This window comes from Paraburkholderia sp. FW306-2-2C-D06C (assembly GCF_058781505.1).
The window spans coordinates 63324-80369 of the sequence record NZ_JBYSWU010000034.1 but is presented as its reverse complement, the minus strand read 5'-3'; the positions used below and the strand labels follow the sequence as shown (position 1 = coordinate 80369).

Sequence of the window (17046 nt, the reverse complement as noted above, 5' to 3'; positions counted from 1 at the left end):
ACAGTTTAAAGGCCAGGCTGTAGTCCCGCTGTGTTCGCTTGATCCCTGATTCCAATTGACTCTCCTTCCAGGGGCGGAAAAAGTGTCAACCCATTTCAGGACGGGTCAAGGGCAAAAGAAAAGGCGCGATAAATCGCGCCTTTTAACTGGTGCGGCGGGTTGCTGCTTCCAGTCGACTGCGACACGATTCTCCTCCCGATTTTTTATCGGCGATTGTGCGTCTACGCACAAAGCGGGACGCCGCTACGCCCGTAGAGTTAGCGAACAGCAGGAGGCTCAAGCCGCGGTACGGAGAAATACTCATCGTTTGAGAGACGGCACGTGCCACGACGCGCCGGCCGCGCGCGAGCGGGGTTTCCGTGCCGCGTCAAAGCTTGTACGCCAGCGCGCCCTTAACGAGGCGGCAGTTGGATTTCTACTCCGATTCAGTTATCGATCGCGCGATTTCCAGCGATGGTTTCGAAGGCTCACGTACATACGACGACCAAGGAATCGATACTATGGCGGGCGGATACGGTTCTAATCAAATGGTAGGGGTCGTCGTGGGCGCCGAGCTCAACGGACTCGGCGTGGCGAGGTCGCTCGCCTGTGCGCACGTTCCGGTCATAGCCGTCGATACGAAGACTATTCGTGCCGGAATGTGGTGCCGCTACGTCCGCGGTCACTGCATCAAAAGCTTTATCGGAAAAGCTTTTGCCGATGACATGATCGAACTCGGCAAAAGGTTCGATCAGCCTCCAGTTCTCATTTTGACCGACGAAGACGCGGTGCATGCGGTGTCGGAAAATCGCGAAGCGCTTTCCAACTGGTTTCGTTTCCGCCTTCCGGTGGACGACACCGTCAAGATGTTGTCCAGCAAGGCAAGATTTCACGACTTCGCCTTGAAGCACGACTTTCCGGTTCCGCGGTCCGTGATTCTCGAGAAACTGTCCGACATTGAATGTCTGTCGGAGTTACGCTATCCGTGCGTGCTGAAGCCGGACGACAAACGCAATGTATTGAGGGGCGAGAAGGAGCGCACGGTGCGCGTCGACTCTCTCAGCGCTGCACGGGCGCGGGCTACCGCCATGCTGGCCTCGCCCGGCGGCATCGTGGCGCAGGAGTGGATCGAGGGGCCCGACAGCAACATCCATTTCACGCTTTTCTATCGGGGCAGCGGTGGGCGCGTGATCAGCATCTTTACCGGGCGCAAGGTTCTCAGTTCCCCGCCCGGTGTCGGTAATACAGCCATATGCGTTGCCGCACCCGAAGCGCGCGAAGTACTCGAGCCGCTGACATTGTCGTTCGCCGAGCGGGCCGGCTTCGACGGCATGGGCAGCATCGAATACAAGTGGGACGACAACTACAGGCAGTTCGTGATGGTCGAGCCGACGGTCGGCCGTACGGACTGGCAGGAAGAAATCGCCACGCTGTGCGGGGTCAATATTCCGCTTGCCGCTTACCGACATGAACTCGGACTGCCGCCCGTACCTGACCGATCGTGCCGGGTACCGGTCGCGTGGCGCGCGACGTTTGCCGACCGCGCGCCGCCTCATCTGCTGCGCGAGCGCACGAAGATCGTCGACGGATATTTTCGCTGGAGCGACCCCTTTCCGGCACTGCAGTTTTATTGCCTGCTCAGTCCACTGCGACGCATGAAGCGCAGGTGGAAGGCGATCAAAGTACCCAAATCGCTGCAAGTGAAAGCTTAGCGTGGGCTGGCTTTGACAACGTGTCGCGTTTCGCGACGCTGGCCTCGCGGATGGGCGCTTTGCAGCCGTGAATGCCGTCCCTGGATGGAGATGATCAATGTCCTTGACCGACACCGCCATCATTGGCGCAGGGCCCTATGGGTCGTCTTTGGCCGCACACCTGAGAGCCGCGGGTGTGGCCCATCAGATTCTCGGGCAGCCGATGCGCGCCTGGATCAACTTCATGCCGCCCGGCATGCTCCTACGTTCCGAGGCGTTCGCTTCGAACCTTCATGCGCCGCAATGCGGATTTACGCTCGAGGACTATTGCCGCCAGAAGGGTCTGCGCTATCAGCCGATGGGCATTGCGCTGCCGCTCGAGACGTTCGTGGACTACGCACTTTGGTTTCAGTCGAATCTCGTCGGCGATATCCAGGCGGTCGACGTCGTCAATCTGCGACGCATCGACGGGAACTTTCAATTGGCGCTGAGCGACGGCCGCTCTCTCGTCGCGCGCAAGGTGGTGATCGCTTTGGGACTCAAAGGGTTCGCGCAAACACCTCTCGCACTGCAAGGCCTGCCTGAGCGCTACGCGTCTCATTCGGCGCTATATGGGGACCTCGCATGGGCGCAAGGCAAAGACGTCGTCATTGTCGGCGGCGGACAGTCCGCGCTGGGACTCGCCGCGCTGCTGCACGAGCGGGGATCGCGTGTTCACGTGCTCATGCGCGAAGCGGGCGTGATATGGCATGCAAGACCGGAAGCTTCGCGCGGCATCCTATCCAGGCTTGCGCATCCCGACGCGGGCCTCGGACGAGGCTGGCGGTCGCTCTTCCTGTCTGAATATCCGCGCCTTTTCCACATGCTCGATCACGGGCGGCGCAAACAGATCATGGAGAGGTCATATGGAGCGTCCGGCGCCTGGTGGCTGCGCGATCGCGTCGTCGACAAGGTGAAGATCTCGTTTCGGACGGAGGTTCGCTCTGCCGCTATCGACAACGATCAGGTCATCCTGCGCGTGATGAGCGAGAAGAAAGAATCGTTCGTCGCCGCCGACCATGTCATTGCCGCGACAGGCTTCAAGACCGATATGAGACAGCACGAGTTTCTATCGAAGGAAATCGTGGACGCGATTTCGGTCAACGGTGGGCTGCCCGAACTCACATCCCACTTCGAAACACAGGTTCGCGGCCTCTATGTAATCGGCCCGGCTTCCGCTCACAGTTTTGGGCCCGTCATGCGTTTTGTCTACGGAACCAAGCACGCTGCGCCCTGCGTGGCGCGGCATATAGCCGATTCGTTGAAAGCGGGCGCGAGAGAAGACGTGTGGTCCGCCGGCGAAGCCTCCATGCCCGAGCGAACGGGCGATTAGCCGCATCCTTTCAGGCAATCCGCCCGGTCCTTGACGTTCCGATGTTTTGCCGAACTCGCGGCATACGGTTATCACCAGGACGTCGACGATCGGCGGCGACCGGCCTCAGCATCGAGCAAATGGAAGCCATGCGTGCGCACGTGGACTTTCAGGCTCATACGCGGTTTCATCCCGTATTGACCCGTCGCAGCGATATCGAATGCGCAGACGAAATTGGCAAGAGCAAGCGTGAGATCGAGGCTCTGCTGCGCAATGTCTGCGAGCACTTTGCCTACCCGAACGGCAACTATGGCGATCGCGAAATCAGTCTCGTGAAAGCGGCGGGATTCAAGAGTGCGCGCACATACGATATCGGTTGGAACGATCACCATAGCGACCCGTTTCGACTGCGCACGATCATCGTCGACGACAGGTGTGAACGGCGGTTTGTGGCGCAATTGACCGGCATCCCGTTCTTCTTGCGTTACCTGAAGGAAGGTGGCGGTTGGAGAGGACGGTTTCCTCAGTTTTGATGGTGCGTTGCCGTCATGTTGCCGCTACGTGTGCTGACAAACATAGCCGTCGAACGCGACGCGCTAGTATTTTCCGAGCGATAAATCACCGCCGATACCGTCCATGTTTTGCGTGATTGCATTTGTGCATTCAAAGAAAGGGGGACATGGAGCGCTGCAGGGTGTTGCTGATCAACGATTTTCTGCGCATGGGCGGCGCGGAGGTTGTCTATCAACAATCCGCAGACCTGTTGAGTACATTATCCAGTGTCAATGTCGAGCGCATCGACGATAGTCGATTCGTCGTCGCTGGGTTTCTTGAGAGGGTCTAGGAATAGTGGGATTCCTGCCACTCGCCGATTTGCATGATCTGCGCAAGACCCTCTGCGTAGCGCTCAGGCAGGTATTCGCTAACGTTATACGTTCGCCCGGGCGTCGCGAGATGTACGGCGAGCTCACCCAGCGCCATCCGCAGACTCTGAGGATCGCTGCTGAACATGATTTTGTTGCCCACGGTGCTCGCCGCGGTCACCAAGCTGCCGGCCGCGCGCACGAGCGCGGGAAGTCCAAGCATCGCAGCCTCGATGATGACAAGCGTCCCATTCTCGGCAGCGAGAGACGGCACAACGATTGCATCGGCAAAGCGTTCCAATTCTGAAAAGAGCCGATCCTGCGGCAAGCTCCCGAAAAACACCAATTTGCGCCGCTCGACAAGTGACGCGTAGCGCTGTTCGATCACGCTGCGGTCAGGGCCCTCGCCATAGACACCGAGACACTCGATGTGCGCGAAATCCGCCGCCTGCGCGAGCTCGATGAAATGCGCGAGGCCCTTCTCGTGGGTAATCCGTCCGACGTATGCAAGATTGAATCTGTCTCGATCGCGGACTGTCCGCGCGCTCCGCACCCTCGGAACCGCGGACGGATTGAACAAGACGACTGTGTTGTTGATTCCGCTCCGGCGCAGTGCCTCTTGCATGAAGGTGCATGAACAAATTATCCAATCGAACACGCGCTGCGGTCTGTATATCGTGCGCATCGCGTGCCAGTACGCCTTCGTCAGCAGATCGTGCAAGACGCCTTTCTCCGTAGCACGAAGGAGGAGGGCTTCGCGCGTGCGCAGTACGTCGAGCGGCAAGGTCACGGCGTGGCCGTCTGCATAGTAATGCATCGCGGGATTGTAGTAGACGAGATGGTAGTCGTGACACGCGTGATACGTGCGGTAGCCGAAATCGTGCTTATATCGCTCGATCACGCTGAGGACCGACGCCGATAGCAAGTTATGGTAGTTGTGGACAAGTACCCGATTCGGCTGATACGCCGCGATGGTCTTGCCGAGCGCCTGTGCTGCCGCCAAATTCCACGCTTTTGACAGCATCGAGGGCCGCACCTCGAACTGGCTTCCATCGAAGCGTTCTACTTCAACGCCCGGCATTGCGCTCAAGAGGTCTGCCGATTGCCGGTAGACGACTTCGGCACCACCCTTTTCGACCAGATCGTTGATGACCAGGACTCTGCATCGTTGCATGTGTTCATCCTTTTTCAACAGCGCAGATCCATCGCAAAGGTGGATGAGTTCCCACCTCTCAATGATCGCCATGGCGCGGACCGCGCAGTCAAAATTGCCGAAAGCGGCCCGCCCATCCACCACCTTGCCGCAGATATCGCAGGAACATCGGAATGCCGGTCAATTGCGCGGCGAACCACCGCGTCGTTGCGTGATCGTCGATATGGATCGTCCGCAGGCGGAACGGATCGCCCTTGCCATCGTTCCATCCGATGTCGCATGTACGCGCACTCTTGTATCCCGCCGCTTTGACGAGATTGATTTCGCGTTTGTCATAATTGCCATTAGGATAAGCAAAGTGCTCGCACGCTTTTCCCATGAGCGCCTCAATCTCACGCTTGCAGATCGTAATCTCATCTTCGCATTCGCTATCGCCGCAGCGCGTGAGGATCGGATGAAATCGCGTATGCGCTTGAAAATCGACGAAAGGCCGCATCGCTTTGAGCTGCTCGACGCTCAAACCGGTCGCTTGATCGTCACCATCCTGGTGAAAGCCGTACGTCCCAAGCTCCGCAAGCCGCTCGATATTCGTCAGCCGCTTCAGGCGCTCGACCCCCGCCCGCTCGACGCCCGGATGCAACCACCAATGCCTGCGAGGTCGGCCGACTATGCCGCTGCATAGAAAGATCGTGGGGCGCACGTTGTGACGGATGAAAACGGGCAGCAGCTTTGCGTTCCCTGCATTCCCATCGTCGAGCGTGATGGCTGCGCGCGGTCGGCCCGTGCCCGCGTGGGCAATATCTTCGAGCGGCACGAGGTCGCATATCGTTCGAAGGTACGTGAGATGTCGGTCGAGCGTGTCCGGATCGGGATCGTGGTAGAGCAAGACCGCCACGCGTTCGCGCCAAAGCCATGCGCGCGTTATGCGGGCAACGCCCGTACGAATGACGAATTCTGCAAACGTCTCTTTCAGTAACTCCTTACGCCGTGTCAACGCCGCCTCCATGTGTTTCGAAAGAACTGGTGCGAACGCCGTTGCCGGAAGCATCGTGTTCGAATCGCACCGAATGCATGGTCATCAGGACGATTTCCTATGAGGTGCCCCTTCGCTGCTTCGTCGGGCTGGCGATAGGCGATTCGCTTGCGGCCCACTCGACTTTCTCGGCGGCAGCACGACGACTGCCACGTCTTTGTCAGGGCCGCATGCGTTCGCCATAGCATCGATTCCTTCTTTCGTCCGTTTGTAAGCAAACTTCCGAAACCGTCATTAGCGGCCGTTCGGTCAGCGATTGATCGAAGGAAATTCGATCGCGACCGCCGTCAGCGGCGATGCGCAAATCAGTTTTTTATAGACTAGCCAACCCGACACCACCGGGATCGACACAGCACTCCTTTATGGCAATCGACGAACGTGTTCTCGCTTAAATGGCTAAAAGCCCGGCTGTTATGCTGCATAAACGAGTCTAGGGACACGTTGCAGTGCAATCGGTGCGCAGCCGCACAATGCCGGACGAAAACGGAGAACAGGCGGTCATCCACCGTTCATCCGGAGTTTGTCAAGACACGCGTGTGGAATGCGGGTGAACCGCGCCGGGTTTCCCAGAGGCTCCAACTCTTGAGAGTGAGTCATCGGCACGACTACCATCTGGTCTATTACAACCCCTCGCCACCGTACTTCGAGAACGGCCGGCCCGTGATTCTTCCGCTCGAAGCGTTGCGTACGCGCACGGCGTTCACGCGAAAGCGTTGATCGCAAGAAGAAACAAGATTCAGAACGACAGGAATCTTTCATCTGGCGAATTGCTTTTTAGTAATCCGTAATGGTCTGATGCGAGAAAAGCGCCGATCGGCTTTTATGTGCGCTGGCGAACGTTCCGATAGCCGCCAGTTTGAATACTATCTATTCAAAAGAAAGGGGCCTATTCAGATGAGAGATGCCGAGGCTAACGATAGCCTGCTCCGCAACGTAAAGCGATCGATTGCACGTCGAGCAACTTGGAAGAACGATGGTATGCGCAACCCGTGAACGTTTGTGTAGAAGCAGACGCGGACGAGACGCAACTCATCGGGTATACATTGCCGCCGTGCCGAGCCACTCGTGATCGGCCGGGCCGTAAGAGGCCACCGTTTCGGCGAAAAGGGCTGAATCCGAACCTCTTCACGCTTCTGTCATTGCTAGCGCGTGCTGTATGGGTCGGACGTCTGGGGAGACGCGTAGGTCTGATCTGCATTCCATAGATCGTTGCTGTAAGAGCCGGCCGCAGCCGCTGAGGCCGCGGAGTGGGTGGGCTGCGTAAGGCGCGGGCGCGCACGTTTTACACGATTGTTTTGCGATCCGGTGTTGATGGGGGGCGGAAGATAATGACCGTCCGCGTGCGGAGTGAAGGTCGAATCGGCTCTGTAGACAGTAGTGCCACTCGCGGGGCGCGGGCTCATCACATCGAACTGCGAACGCTTTTCGACGTAATGCGGTACATAGTGGGGCGCGGTAACGGACGGAATGCTTTGAGCGGACGCGCTTTGAGCGGCCAGCGATATCAACAGAGCGGATGCGAGTCGTTTTTTCATTTTCGGGCGAGCGTACGGTTAAGTGGCTGGTATGTCGTCGGAACGCTGAAGATCAGACGAACGATCAAGAGGCGGAAGGCGCGGAATAAGAATATTTTGGCCTCCATGCGAATGCATTTGATGTGATGTTAGGAAATCGAAGCAAATTAGCATATGCGCTGTCACACAAAACAGGTGATGTGGCGCAATTCGCCTATGTCGGTCCGATCCGGCAAGGCGACTATATCAGGAATGCGCAGGCGACATTACGCATTCAGGCTTATCGCAGCAAACGTGTTTATGTCGATGGGGAAGTGCGCAATCCCGGCAGTCGGATCCCCAACGATTTGCCGATGAAGTTACCCGAGGCGATCAATCGGGTAGTGGCTTCACGGAAAACGGCGGCCGTTCACCGGACGGCGACCGGTCAGTGGCAGCGGTGACGCGCTGGTCCCGGCGCTTGTCTAAAGTGGAAAACCGTCGACTATTGGAGAACGAGCATGAACCGAAGCAGCACATCGCTCGATAACATAGATCCTGACGAATATCGACCGGCGCGGCTCGCCAATTATCTCGATGTGCTTTATGACAGCCGGAAGCTGATTGCCGTCACGACGGCAGTGGTGCTGGCCATCGGCGTCGGCTATGCATTCTTTTCTCAACCCGTCTACCGCGCGGATGTCCTCGTGCAGGTCGAGGAGAACGCGAATACGACGACGAAGAATGTTCTGGGCGACCTTTCCGCGATGTTCGATGTCAAGACGGCGGCGTCCGGCGAAACCCAGGTGCTCGGCTCGCGGATGGTGGTGGGCGGTGCGGTGGACAAGCTCAACCTCTTCATCGACGCCTCTCCGCGCTATTTTCCCGTTATCGGACGCTGGATAGGCCGGCACTCGGAGCAGTGGTCGACGCCAGGCCCGCGGGGCTACGTCTGGGGCAACGAGCACATCGATGTTGCGAAATTCGACGTGGCGGAGAAACTCTATGACAGCCCGTTCATATTGACGAAGGGCGACGGACTGAACTATCAGATCCGGCACGGCAAGATCGAGCTGCACGGCACCGTCGGGGAAGTGCTGAACGCGACGACTGCCTACGGTCCGCTCGCGCTGCTGGTCGAGAAAATTGACGCGAAGCCGGGCGCCACGTTCGAGTTGCGGCGCTTTTCTGCACTGACGACGACGGAGAAGCTGCGCAGCGAGCTCTCGATCGCTGAAAAAGGCAAGGAGTCTGACGTCATCGGCGTGTCGCTCGAGGGTACCGATCCGAAAAAAATCAGCGCCATTCTGGAAGCCATTGCCGCCGAGTATGTGGGCCAGAACGTAAAACGTAAATCGGAGGAGGCGGAGCGCTCGATCCGGTTTCTTGAGTTGCAGTTGCCGGAGATGAAGCAACAGCTCTTTGAATCGGAGACCAAGTTCAACAAGTTTCGCGCGCAGCACGGGACGATCGACCTCGACGAAGAGGCGGCAAATCTGCTGCAGCTCTCGGTCGCCACTCAGACGCGGCGCGTCGAACTTGAGCAGAAGCGCAAGGAATTGCTCACACGCTTCACCGAACAGCATCCCGCGATTCAATCGATCGAGGCTCAGTTGCAAACCTCGCAACAGGAGACCGCGCAAATCGCGAAACGAACGGAATTGTTGCCTCCGCTCGAGCAAAACGTATTGCGCTTGCAGCGCGATGTGCAAGTGGGCACTGAACTGGACACGATGTTGCGAAACACGCTCGAACAGCTGAAGCTCATCCAGGCGGGGAAAGTCGGCAACGTCAGAATAGTCGATATGGCTGCGATGCCTGACACGCCCATCCGGCCCAAACGCGCGCTCATCATCCTCGCGTCGCTGATGCTGGGGTTGTTCGCAGGGGTTGTCGCTGTATTGGCGCGCCAGCGTCTCTTCGATGCGATCGACGACCCGTACGAGATCGAGTTGCGCACGGACTTGCCTGTCTATGCGAGCGTTCCATACAGCCGGCAAGAGAAAAAGCTCGCGCATCGGCGCCACCGCCCGGAATCGGAGAGCCTCGTATTGGCCAGCGAATCAGCGATCGATCCGGCGATCGAAAGCCTGCGCGGTTTTCGCACCGCTCTCGAGTTCACGATGCTCGCGGCGCGCAATCGCATCGTGCTTATCACCGGCCCAACGCCCGGTATCGGGAAGTCGTTCGTCGCGTTGAACCTCGCCGCCGTCGTCGGTGCGTCGGGCAAGCGCGTGCTGCTCGTCGACTCGGATATGCGCAGGGGCTTCTTGCATCATCATCTCGGCGGCGACCGCGGTCCTGGCTTGTCGGACCTGATACAGGGGACGTTGCGCGCCGACGAAGTGATCCGGGCGACCCGCTTCGCGGGTGTCGATTTCCTTGCGAGCGGAGGGCAGGTCGCGAGTCCGAGCGATGTGCTCTCGAACGCAAAACTGGAAGTGCTGCTGAGTCGGCTCGCCGCAGGGTATGACGTCGTGCTGCTCGACGGGCCGCCGATTCTCTCGGCCGCGGATGCGTCGCGTCTCGCGTGCGTGGCGGGCACCACGTTCCTCGTTGCGCGGCAAGGCATCACCGGGATTGGGGAACTGCGCGAGTCCGCCCGGCAACTGGAGAAGATCGGACTGCCGGTTCGCGGCGTCATCGTCAACGGGTTGCGCCTGAGACCGGGACGCTATAGCTACGGCTACGGGCGCTATCGATATGCGAGCTATATCTACAAGCCGTACGAAAGATGAAACCGGGAAAATCGCTTGTTCGGCGATCGGCACGGAATAGTGAAGCGGGCGATTTGCCTGATTCGAACACGACCACGCGAAGGAATCTTTCGGCGGCGACCGCTGACTGTCCGCAAGAAGAGGGAAGGGGTTAGTCGAATGAAACAGCTATTTGTCACACCTTTTCTACCTCAGAAAAACGCGCCGCAGGCTGGCCACCGCCTCGCTTTCGACTATTTGACCAAACTGTGCGCGGAATCGGACGTTGATGTGGTCATCATTTCACAAGTCGCGATCGAGGAGAAGGATATCGAGTTCCGTGCGAACGTGGGCCGTGTCTACGTCAAGCGTGTGAGCAGGTTGGACATGATTCCGCCGTTCATCGCGAGCCCACTGAATTTCACTCCGCGCTTTTATACAAGGTATAAAAAATCGATCGGCGATTTTCTGGGTGACCTCGTCGAGAAGAACGGATATGACTCGGTGCGGCTGGAGTTCTCTCAGTGCTTTACCTACGCGCGAGATCTGCGGCGCAGATTCGGTAACGACATCGCGCTGGTCATGGGTGTCCATGATGTGCAGATTCAGGTCGTGCTCAGGATCAGGAGCATAGAGGGGTGGTTGTTCGCCAGGCAGACGTTCGAGCTCGAACAACGTCTGCTGAAGCTGGCGGACAAGGTGTTGGTGTTGTCGAACAAGGATGCGCAACTGATACAAGCGCTCTATCCGGGCGCCGGCACGCTGCAGGTTGTCCCGGTATCGCTGTCTGCTTTTGTGAAGGCGGTCAGGCGATCGAAGGAAACCGTGAAGAAGGGACACATATTGTTTTGGGGGGCGATGCAGCGCAAGGAGAACGAAGAGGCGCTGATCAACTTCATCGACTCGACGTTTTTGCCGCTGCGCCGGCGCGGCCTGCCGCTCAAATTGTTCGTGGTGGGCTCGAACCCGAGCGATCGCGTCAAGCGATTGAACAGCGACGATATTTGCGTCACGGGATTCGTGGACGACCCGAGCACATATTTCGAAGCCGCCGCTATCGGCGTGGTGCCTTTGCTATCGGGTGCGGGCGTCAAGTTGAAGACACTGGAAATGCTGGCAGCGAGGCTTCCGGTTGTCTCGACGCCATTGGGCGCGGAAGGCGTGGATCACGACGGGACTTTGCTCACTGTCTGCGAAATAGACGAGTTTGCAGACGTAATTGAGCGAATCTACTTGAGGGGCGAGCAAAATGTCGACGCCGCCGAGGCATGTCAGGCGTGAAGAAATGATCGCGACGATCTGTTATTTGCTCGCTGTCGTGCTCTGCGCCATTCGCGGAGTGCTGGAGTTCGAAATAGGAAAGAGCGCGGCATATGTGGTCCAGGTCGGCGGCATCGTCGCACTGCTCATGTGGTACATCTCGCCTTCAGCGTTGAGCGCCTACTTCCGGCGGGAGGGAACCTGGTCGTTCTGGTTCGTCGCGGGTCTGGTCTTCACCGTCGCCGTATCGATTGTGATCACGCTTGCTGAAACTGGCGTGTTCGGATTCTCCTATGTGTTTCTGCTTGCGTTCACGGTTTTTATCTATTTCTATTCCGTATCGAATCATCGAAAGCGGTTCATCCGGCCGGGAGTCGCCTATGCGGGCCTGGTGTTGATTGCACTCATCGAGGCCGGCATTGCCGTGGCCCAGCAGCAAGGCGCCTTCCCTGTCGTGCTGCCCGGTACGACATACGGGTTTGACAACCTGCGTGTGCCGTCTCTGACAGGCAGCTATCTGCACTACCCGCTCTTCATAGCGATCGTCGCGTCGTTGTGCGCGGCCGATTACCTGGCGCACGGGAGAAAGCTGTCCGCGCTCGCCTGTGCGGTGCTGACGGCATGCATTTTCTCCTCCCTGTCCAGAAGCGGAATGCTGATTATCCTGGGCACGTTCGCTCTCGCGTTCGTCAAGGAGCCCATCGGACTTCTCACGAAAAACCCGAAATTGATCATGGCCGGATTGCTCGCTAGCGCGGCGATCGTTGTTCTCGGTGGAGCGAACGGCGATAGGAGCGATAGCCTCGTGAGCGTCGGAGCGCAAAGAATGGTGGGAGCGACCAACTTATCGTCGGAAGGTAACGACGACCGCACTGAAGCATGGGACAAGGCCGCTGCGTTGGCGTTGCCCGTCAACCTGATTGCCGGGTCGTACTTCGGGCTCGTCACGAACTCGGCGCCGGATTCTCTAAAGAACGAATACTACATTGTCGAATCGAGCCTGCTTCAGCAGATTTTGAACATCGGCCTGATAGGGACCATCTTGTACTACGGCTTGCTCATATCCATTACGAAGCTGGTTAGTCAGGATAGCAAGATAACGTTTTGCGTATGGTCTGCTTTATTGCAAACGCTTTTCTATCAATCGATAGAAGTCATTCCGTTTGTGTTCCTCCTGATGACGCTGCCAGTGTTTGATGCCGGAGGCGGACCGCGTCGAAATTAGTAATTGCGCGCACCTATTCGTGCCGGAACGGATTTGCGGTCTTGCCGCGCGATGGCGCGGCGCTTCGCACGGAAAAGAAGAAGTCTGTTTGATCACGGGGGGATTCCACGAAAGCCTGATGCCTTGCAGGAGGTGAGAATGAGCTTGATCGGAATGTTTAGCGTGATCATCGTCAACTACAACACGCCGAAGCTGGTACGAAATTGCGTGAAATCTGTGCTCGATTCGTCGATTGCCGGTCACGAGGATATTGTCGTGGTGGATAACGCTTCCACGGACAATTCATTCTTTTATTTGAAAGAAACGTTGCCGGCCGGGATTCGCCTCGTGAGGGCTTCGATAAATCGCGGGTTTGCGGCCGGCGTCAACTTCGGCATGGTCGGGTGTGCGAGAGAACTGGTCCTGGTGCTGAACCCCGACACTTACTTCGTCGACGCGTCTCTGGAAAACGTGGTCACGTTGTTGAGAAACGAGGTCGATGTGGGGCTCGTCGGTCTTGATCTGATCTATCCGGATGGCGAACGGCAGTTCTCGGCGCGGCGATTCTACTCGTTGCTCGACATTGTGAGCAGGCGTTCGCTCCTTGGCCGGCTGGATGCGTTCAAGCGCAGAATAGACGACCATTTAATGCGCGAAGCGTGGAAGGCGGGCACACCGTTCGAGGCCGAATGGGTCGTGGGGACGGGCTTTATCGTTCGTCGCAGCTTGTACGGAGATCTGGGAGGGATGGACGAGCATTTTTTCCTGTACATGGAAGACGTCGATTTTTGCGCGAGGATATGGCAAGCGGGCTACCGCGTGCTCTGTGTGCCGGGCGCGAGGCTTACCCATGAACATCAGCGGGCGTCTGCTTCGGGGTTTCTGAGCAAGGCAGGCCGAAGGCACATAAACAGCCTTTGGCGGTTCAGCCGCAAGTACCACGTGCCTCTCTTCAAGCCTCCCGGCGTCAAGGGATTGATACGCGGCGGAAAGCCGCAGCCGATACCGATCGACATGCGCCCGGCATCGGAGCAGTCGCAAGCCGCGGAGTGACGACATTTCGCCGTGCGAACAGAAGAGGAAACTTTATGATAAGGGCCATGGGATGAAGACCCGGCGGCAGGCAATCAAGATGTTCCTGCTCGGCGGCCTCGCCGGGGCCGGTGCAACGACAGCCGACACTCGCCTCGTGCGCGCGTCGAACAACGCGCTTCGCGAGCGGGACGCATTCGCGCGCGCAAGCGCAACGCCCGGCATAGCCGACGACCTGTTGGGCAACGACGCGTTGAGCATTTCGCGCGGCGGCGTCGCTCGGGAGGGGAAGATCAGGCAGATCGCCGCTTATGTGCAGGGACATCCGCTTCAGGACCCGGTCGCGCCCAGTTATCTGAAGACGATCAGCGACATCGTGGCGGGGCAGGAGGTGAGCCTCGCCCGCTTCGTCGACCCGCGCAAGTTCGCTGCTATCCAGCGGGGCACGTCCACCTACGATTGTGGTGCCGATCTGGCGGCGGCCTTCGCGAGCGGCGCACGTGGCCTTTATATTCCTCGTGGCATATGGCGGTATGGAGGTGAATTGACGACGGCGGCCGGCTCGAAATTGCGTGGTGACGGAGGCGGAGAATATACGGTGATAAGCGGTGTCGCATCGGCCGCAACGGTGCTGGAGAGGCAAGATCCCGGCGGCCCATCGTCGGCTGTGCTGACGCTAGGGGTGGCGTCGAATGCGGAACATCTGCAGGTTCGGCCGGCACATTACGCGCTCGTGATCTATTACCTGGCCGACTATCCGGCTCATACGACTAACACGCCCGTCGGAATACGCTTCTCAAAAGCGAGCGCCGCCCGTCACTGTACGGCCGTGGGGCTGCCGCGAACCGGTTTCGAATTGAATGTGACATCGACGGTGGAGCGTTGCTATGCGTATATGTGCGACCGCGGTTTCCATTCGGCGCGCAGCACGGACGGATCGTTACTCAATTGCGTCGGCATGTTCTGCCACACGGCCGGTGCCGATCTGGTCGACAACTTTTGGCAGGTCATAGGCGGAAGATGGGAGTGGAACGCTCGATATGGGGTCATGCTAGGGGCGGAATCGATCATCATCGGCGCGGTGTTAGACCGGAACGGATTTGCCGGTGTTTGTATGAAAAGCGGCAATTGGGGGAAAGTCGTGAACGGCAATTACTTTTCGAGAAACGGGTGCGGCGGAAATGGATCGCTGGGCCGCTGGAAGTTCTCAAAGCCGGCTCACTCATCGTATGTTGAAGTCCCGGCCGGCCGTAGCTGTCACATTCAAATCGATTATCAGCAAGGCGCAACGATCGTCGGCAACCGGTTCCGGCATGGCAAGGACGACGATGACGACGGTTGTGACGGCCCGCAGTTCGTCTATGGCAGTTCAACCACGTCCGGCAGCACCCCGCTCGACGGCATCGCGATTCACGGAAATTTTGGTGATCGGTCGGGCGATACGATCGTCGGATTCAACAAGGCCTATCCAGGCGGCGGTTCCTTTGCCGGCGGCAAAGATACCAATCTGGTCCGGAGCCTGAATCTGGGCGTCGGATTCGAGCGCGGCGGCGTGGCATCGGCACTGCATTGCGGCGAACAGATGGTTTCGCCGAAAACGGCGCAGATCGCAGTCAATGTCTTACGGGCATCCTCTGGCCGCGTGGTCGTGAGAGCCGCCACGGAAGCACGTGCGCAACTGGCTGAAATTCTTTTCGCTACCGATGCATCCGACGGCGGCTACAAGGCGATCGTCAACAACCTCATTGGTAACGCGGTGAAAAGCGCTGTGTTTGCAGCGAATCCCGCGGACGATCGTTATAACAGGATCGACATCGGTCTGGTCGAACCTTGCTTCGTGTCGTATTCTGTCTTTTCAACTTGAGAGGCGATGCGCCGGGTGCCGATTGATATGGAACTATTCGAACGGATTTGCGTGACGAGGAACTGGAAACTGGACGAATTGTGTCGACGAGAAACGTAATCATCGCTCTTTACTCGGTCTACGCGCTCAATTATGTGCTCCCGTTGGTCACGTTACCGTATCTTTCACATGTACTAGGGCCGGGCGGGTTAGGGGTGATTGGCTATGCGCAGTCTATTTCGCAAATTCTGCTGGTCGTGGTCGACTTCGGTTTCGGCCTCAGTAGTGCGCGCAAGGTAGCCGTTCATCTCGATCAGCCGGAAGTGGTGAACCGGATATATTGGGCGGCGACGATTGGTAAGGCGATGCTCGCCGTGCTTTCGTCGCTGGTGCTGGTCGCATGGGCGTTTGCAGCTCACATGTCTCCTGACGAGCGGGGGGCCACGCTGCTGGGCGCTTTGATCATATGGGGCAGCGTCATCACGCCTGGGTGTTTCTATGAGGGATCCCAGCGGCTGCCTGTGTTGGCGGGTACGCTGTTGGTGACGAGAATTGGTCTGCTGATCCCGCTGTTTTTACTCGTTAAGAGCCACGATGACGTTATCCTGGCGGCTTCGTTGCAGTATGCACCGACGTTCGTCTGTGGCTCGATCCTGACGGCCTCGTTGATCTGGAAGCGTGAGATATTGCTGAACGTCAGGATTCGTCTTTCAGATGTGCTTGCCGCAGCAAAAGATGCATATCACATCTTCCTCGGCTCGGCGCTCACGTCCGTGTACATGTACGCCAACGTCATCATGTTGCGGATGATCAGCGGTCCCAGCGCCGTCGGATATTACGTGGCGGCGGAGAGGCTGACAAATGCGCTTCGGGCGTGTACCGCTCCCGCGATTCAGGCGTTCTTTCCCAAGATATGCGTGGCGTACGAGCGTGGCGATCTCGCTTTTGTGCACAAGATCAATCGACGGTTCACGGGCACGTTCGCCGCCTCGGCGATATTGATTCTGGTCGGCTTTTCAGTCCTGGGCGAGTGGTTCGTGGCGAGATTTCTCGGCGAAGCTTTCGGTGAGACGTTCCTGATTCTGAGAATCCTCGTTTTCGTGCCGGCGATCGTCGGCATGACGACGACGCAGGTGATGCTCACCATCATTGCGTCAGGCAATCAGTCTTTGCTGAAGAGAATTTATATTTACGGCGCGCTGTTCCACCTCGTTCAGGCTCCGGTTTGCATCTATTTGTGGGGCGGCGTCGGGACTGCATGCTCCGTTGCCGCAACGGAACTGTTCATGCTCATCGGGGTGTACGGTGTTTCGACGAGAATAAATCGCGGTCGAATCGCGGTACGGGCGCAGACGCTCAAACAGGAGATGGCGGCCGAAAGGGATTGACGACGCACAAGACTCGCACCGCCCGCGCGGACGAACAGGCGCCACGCGCCGATCCGCGAA

General features: G+C 58.2%; 12 protein-coding genes and 1 pseudogene. 11 read left to right on the top strand and 2 right to left on the bottom strand.

The window, feature by feature from the left end; translation table 11 throughout:
• The first annotated feature begins 500 nt into the window (after positions 1–500).
• From AC3WLT_RS23875 to AC3WLT_RS23860, 4 genes and pseudogenes are all read left to right on the top strand, one after another.
• Entirely contained in the window at positions 501–1691 is a 1191-nt protein-coding gene (locus tag AC3WLT_RS23875; protein ID WP_492594151.1) for a carboxylate--amine ligase, read from the top strand.
• A 97-nt stretch (positions 1692–1788) separates the two neighbouring features.
• A complete protein-coding gene (locus AC3WLT_RS23870; RefSeq protein ID WP_492594147.1) occupies positions 1789–3042 on the top strand; it encodes an NAD(P)-binding domain-containing protein in 1254 nt (417 codons plus the stop codon).
• A gap of 48 nt (positions 3043–3090) precedes the next feature.
• A pseudogene (locus AC3WLT_RS23865) lies at positions 3091–3554 on the top strand (polysaccharide deacetylase family protein); the annotation flags it as partial.
• Between the two features lie 161 nt (positions 3555–3715).
• Complete coding sequence (locus AC3WLT_RS23860) at positions 3716–3865, top strand: hypothetical protein (RefSeq protein WP_492594146.1); 150 nt, start codon at positions 3716–3718, stop codon at positions 3863–3865.
• Here the strand turns inward: AC3WLT_RS23860 and AC3WLT_RS23855 are convergent.
• Positions 3862–5130 carry a glycosyltransferase gene (locus tag AC3WLT_RS23855; RefSeq protein ID WP_492594145.1) on the bottom strand — a complete coding sequence of 423 codons (1269 nt, stop codon included), beginning with the start codon at positions 5128–5130 and terminating at the stop codon, positions 3862–3864. The two genes, AC3WLT_RS23860 and AC3WLT_RS23855, sit on opposite strands and share 4 nt — an antisense overlap.
• 16 nt (positions 5131–5146) lie before the next feature.
• Positions 5147–6043 carry a polysaccharide deacetylase family protein gene (locus tag AC3WLT_RS23850; protein ID WP_492594144.1) on the bottom strand — a complete coding sequence of 299 codons (897 nt, stop codon included), beginning with the start codon at positions 6041–6043 and terminating at the stop codon, positions 5147–5149.
• Between the two features lie 1687 nt (positions 6044–7730).
• Here AC3WLT_RS23850 and AC3WLT_RS23845 point away from each other — a divergent pair.
• The 7 genes from AC3WLT_RS23845 (at position 7731) to AC3WLT_RS23815 (ending at position 16986) form a co-directional block, all read left to right on the top strand.
• Positions 7731–8027: a hypothetical protein gene (locus AC3WLT_RS23845; protein ID WP_492594143.1), complete on the top strand. Its 297-nt coding sequence runs from the start codon at positions 7731–7733 to the stop codon at positions 8025–8027.
• Positions 8028–8084: 57 nt separating this feature from the next.
• Entirely contained in the window at positions 8085–10301 is a 2217-nt protein-coding gene (locus AC3WLT_RS23840) for a GNVR domain-containing protein (RefSeq protein WP_492594142.1), read from the top strand.
• Positions 10302–10439: 138 nt separating this feature from the next.
• On the top strand, positions 10440–11540 hold the full coding sequence (locus AC3WLT_RS23835) for a glycosyltransferase (RefSeq protein WP_492594141.1): 1101 nt from the start codon (positions 10440–10442) through the stop codon (positions 11538–11540).
• 4 nt (positions 11541–11544) lie between these two features.
• Entirely contained in the window at positions 11545–12744 is a 1200-nt protein-coding gene (locus AC3WLT_RS23830) for a hypothetical protein (protein WP_492594140.1), read from the top strand.
• Positions 12745–12882: 138 nt separating this feature from the next.
• Entirely contained in the window at positions 12883–13776 is an 894-nt protein-coding gene (locus AC3WLT_RS23825) for a glycosyltransferase family 2 protein (protein ID WP_492594139.1), read from the top strand.
• 79 nt (positions 13777–13855) lie between these two features.
• Complete coding sequence (locus AC3WLT_RS23820) at positions 13856–15619, top strand: hypothetical protein (RefSeq protein ID WP_492594138.1); 1764 nt, start codon at positions 13856–13858, stop codon at positions 15617–15619.
• Between the two features lie 47 nt (positions 15620–15666).
• Positions 15667–16986: an oligosaccharide flippase family protein gene (locus tag AC3WLT_RS23815; RefSeq protein WP_492594137.1), complete on the top strand. Its 1320-nt coding sequence runs from the start codon at positions 15667–15669 to the stop codon at positions 16984–16986.
• The last annotated feature ends 60 nt before the right edge of the window (positions 16987–17046 follow it).

Coding starts and splice junctions, on each gene's coding strand:
- AC3WLT_RS23845 (WP_492594143.1), top strand. CDS start 7,731: ATGTTAGGAAATCGAAGCAAATTAGCATATGCGCTGTCACACAAAACA.
- AC3WLT_RS23870 (WP_492594147.1), top strand. CDS start 1,789: ATGTCCTTGACCGACACCGCCATCATTGGCGCAGGGCCCTATGGGTCG.
- AC3WLT_RS23820 (WP_492594138.1), top strand. CDS start 13,856: ATGTTCCTGCTCGGCGGCCTCGCCGGGGCCGGTGCAACGACAGCCGAC.
- AC3WLT_RS23830 (WP_492594140.1), top strand. CDS start 11,545: ATGATCGCGACGATCTGTTATTTGCTCGCTGTCGTGCTCTGCGCCATT.
- AC3WLT_RS23840 (WP_492594142.1), top strand. CDS start 8,085: ATGAACCGAAGCAGCACATCGCTCGATAACATAGATCCTGACGAATAT.
- AC3WLT_RS23825 (WP_492594139.1), top strand. CDS start 12,883: ATGAGCTTGATCGGAATGTTTAGCGTGATCATCGTCAACTACAACACG.
- AC3WLT_RS23875 (WP_492594151.1), top strand. CDS start 501: ATGGCGGGCGGATACGGTTCTAATCAAATGGTAGGGGTCGTCGTGGGC.
- AC3WLT_RS23835 (WP_492594141.1), top strand. CDS start 10,440: ATGAAACAGCTATTTGTCACACCTTTTCTACCTCAGAAAAACGCGCCG.
- AC3WLT_RS23850 (WP_492594144.1), bottom strand. CDS start 6,043: ATGGAGGCGGCGTTGACACGGCGTAAGGAGTTACTGAAAGAGACGTTT.
- AC3WLT_RS23855 (WP_492594145.1), bottom strand. CDS start 5,130: ATGGCGATCATTGAGAGGTGGGAACTCATCCACCTTTGCGATGGATCT.